Origin of the sequence: Streptomyces triticirhizae (assembly GCF_003696235.1) — a bacterium.
GTDB classification, from domain to species: domain Bacteria; phylum Actinomycetota; class Actinomycetes; order Streptomycetales; family Streptomycetaceae; genus Streptomyces; species Streptomyces triticirhizae.
This window is the reverse complement of record NZ_RFFJ01000357.1, coordinates 1-2,571: the sequence shown is the minus strand read 5'-3', so window position 1 is coordinate 2,571 and position 2,571 is coordinate 1. Positions and strand designations below refer to the sequence as shown.

Sequence of the window (2,571 nt, the reverse complement as noted above, 5' to 3'; positions counted from 1 at the left end):
CCGCATCAAACACTGGCGCGGCCTCGCCACCCGCTACGACAAAACCGCAACCATCTACCTCGCCGGACTCCACATCGCAGGCATCTTCATCTGGTCCGCACGATGATCCAAACGAAAGAACCTAGTCGAGCAGCGCGTCCACGAACGCCTCGGGCTCGAACGGCGCCAGGTCGTCCGGCCCCTCGCCCAGGCCGACCAGCTTGACCGGCACGCCCAACTCCCGCTGCACGGCCACCACGATCCCGCCCTTGGCGGTGCCGTCCAGCTTGGTCAACGCGATCCCGGTGATGTCCACGACCTCGGCGAACACCCGCGCCTGCACCAGGCCGTTCTGCCCGGTGGTGGCGTCCAGCACCAGCAGCACCTCGCCCACCGGGCCCAGCTTCTCCACCACCCGCTTGACCTTGCCCAGCTCGTCCATCAGGCCGGTCTTGGTGTGCAGCCGGCCGGCGGTGTCGATCAGCACCACGTCGGCGGTGGCCTCGATGCCCTCCCGGACCGCGTCGTAGGCGACCGAGGCGGGGTCGCCCCCCTCGGGCCCGCGCACCGTGCGCGCGCCGACCCGCTGGCCCCAGGTCTGGAGCTGGTCGGCGGCGGCGGCGCGGAAGGTGTCGGCCGCGCCCAGCACCACGGACCGCCCGTCGGCGACCAGCACCCGCGCCAACTTGCCGGTGGTGGTGGTCTTCCCGGTGCCGTTGACGCCGACGACCAGGATCACCGCCGGGCGTTCCTCGCCCTCGACGGAGACCCCGCCCTCGGTGCGCACCGTCCGGTCCAGCGACGGGTCGAGCTGCGCCAGCAGCTCCTCGCGCAGCAGCGTCCGCAGCTCCTCAGGGGTGCGGGTGCCCAGCACCCGCACGCGCTCCCGCAGCCGCTCGACCAGCTCCTGGGTCGGGCCGACGCCGATGTCGGCGGTCAGCAGGGTGTCCTCGACCTCCTCCCAGGTCTCCTCGTCGAGGCGCTCCCTGGACAGCAGCGTCAACAGGCCCTTGCCCAGCGAACTCTGCGAGCGGGCCAGCCGCGCCCGCAGCCGCACCAGCCGGCCGGCTGACGGCTCCGGCACCTCGATCTCGGGAGCCTCGGGCGCCTCGACCGTCTCCCCGGGGGCCGGCGGCAGCGTCACGTCCTCGACCGTGCGGCGCTCCTCCGTCACCGGCGTCGCCGCGTCGTCGCCGACCTGCGGCTCGGCGGGCGGCGCCGTGGTGGTGCCGGTCGCGCCCGCGCCCCGGTCGGCGGGCGGCGGCGGGGCCTGCCGGCGCCTGCGGCCGACGAGCAGTCCCGCGACCGCCAACACGGCGACCACGGCGATGATGACGACGAGGAGAATGATGTCCATGGGTTCCCTTGGTGGTGCCCGGCGCCCGGCCGGACCGCGCGGCGCGAGATCGGGTCGTTCGGCAGTGAGGTTCGGCAGTGAGGTTCGGCTGTGAGGTCCGGCTCTGCTGTGAGGTCCGGCTCTAAGGTAGCGCCAGCCTCGCTGGCTGGTCGGCGGCCCCGGGAGTTCCGGGCGGCCTACGAGAGGCGCTGACTGATCACCTTGGAGACGCCGTCGCCCTGCATGGAGACGCCGTAGAGCGCGTCGGCGACCTCCATGGTGCGCTTCTGGTGGGTGATCACGATGAGTTGGGAGCTGTCCTTCAGCTCCCGCATGATCCGGATCAGCCGCTGGAGGTTGGTGTCGTCCAGCGCGGCCTCCACCTCGTCCATCACATAGAACGGGCTGGGCCGCGCCTTGAAGATGGAGACCAGCAGGGCGACGGCGGTCAACGAGCGCTCCCCGCCGGACAGCAGCGAGAGCCGCTTGACCTTCTTGCCCGGCGGCCTGGCCTCGACCTCGACGCCGGTGGTCAGCATGTCGTTCGGGTCGGTGAGCACCAGCCGGCCCTCGCCACCGGGGAACAGCCGGCTGAAGACGCCCTCGAACTCCCGCGCGGTGTCGTGGTAGGCGGCGGTGAAGACCTGCTCCACCCGCTCGTCCACCTCCTTCACCATCCGCAACAGATCCGCCCTGGTCTTCTTCAGGTCCTCCAACTGCTCGCTGAGGAACTGGTGCCGCTCCTCCAGCGCCGCGAACTCCTCCAACGCCAGCGGGTTCACCTTGCCCAGCTGCTTGTAGGCGCGCTCGGCCGCCCGCAGCCGCTTCTCCTGCTCGGCGCGGACGAACGGAACGGGCTGGTTGCGCGGGTGCTCGGGGTCGTCGGGCAGCTCCTCGCCCTCGGCCGGCGGGGACGGCGGCACCGGCTGCTCCGGGCCGTACTCGGCGACCAGCGAGGCCGGCTCGACGCCCAGCTCCTCCAGCGCCCGCGCCTCCAACTGCTCGATCCGCAGCCGCTTCTCCGCGCCCAGCACCTCGCCCCGGTGCACCGAGTCGGTGAGCTTGTCCAGCTCCTCCTTCAGCTCCCGGCCGGCCGCGCGCTCCGCGTCCAGCGCCCGCTCGCGCTCCGCCCTGGCCTCCTCGGCCGCAGCCCGTTCCGCCTCGGCGCGCGCCAGCGACGCCTCGACGTGCGCGAGCAGCTGGCGGGCGCCGTCGGCGACCGCGCCGGCCACCTCGGCCTCGTGCGCCGCCCTGGC

2 protein-coding genes are annotated in these 2,571 nt (G+C 72.9%); both read right to left on the bottom strand.

Going from position 1 to position 2,571, the window contains the following annotated elements; genetic code table 11:
* Window positions 1-121: 121 nt before the first annotated feature.
* The gene (ftsY, locus tag EBN88_RS29535) at window positions 122-1,336 is read right to left on the bottom strand and encodes a signal recognition particle-docking protein FtsY (RefSeq protein WP_122400049.1); all 1,215 of its coding nucleotides are present in this window, start codon (window positions 1,334-1,336) and stop codon (window positions 122-124) included.
* A gap of 176 nt (window positions 1,337-1,512) precedes the next feature.
* On the bottom strand, window positions 1,513-2,571 hold a 1,059-nt coding region (locus EBN88_RS29530), incomplete at its 5' end, for an AAA family ATPase (protein WP_147472911.1).

Bases quoted from the DNA above. Each gene is read 5' to 3' on its own strand.
- ftsY (WP_122400049.1), bottom strand. From the start codon at position 1,336: ATGGACATCATTCTCCTCGTCGTCATCATCGCCGTGGTCGCCGTGTTG.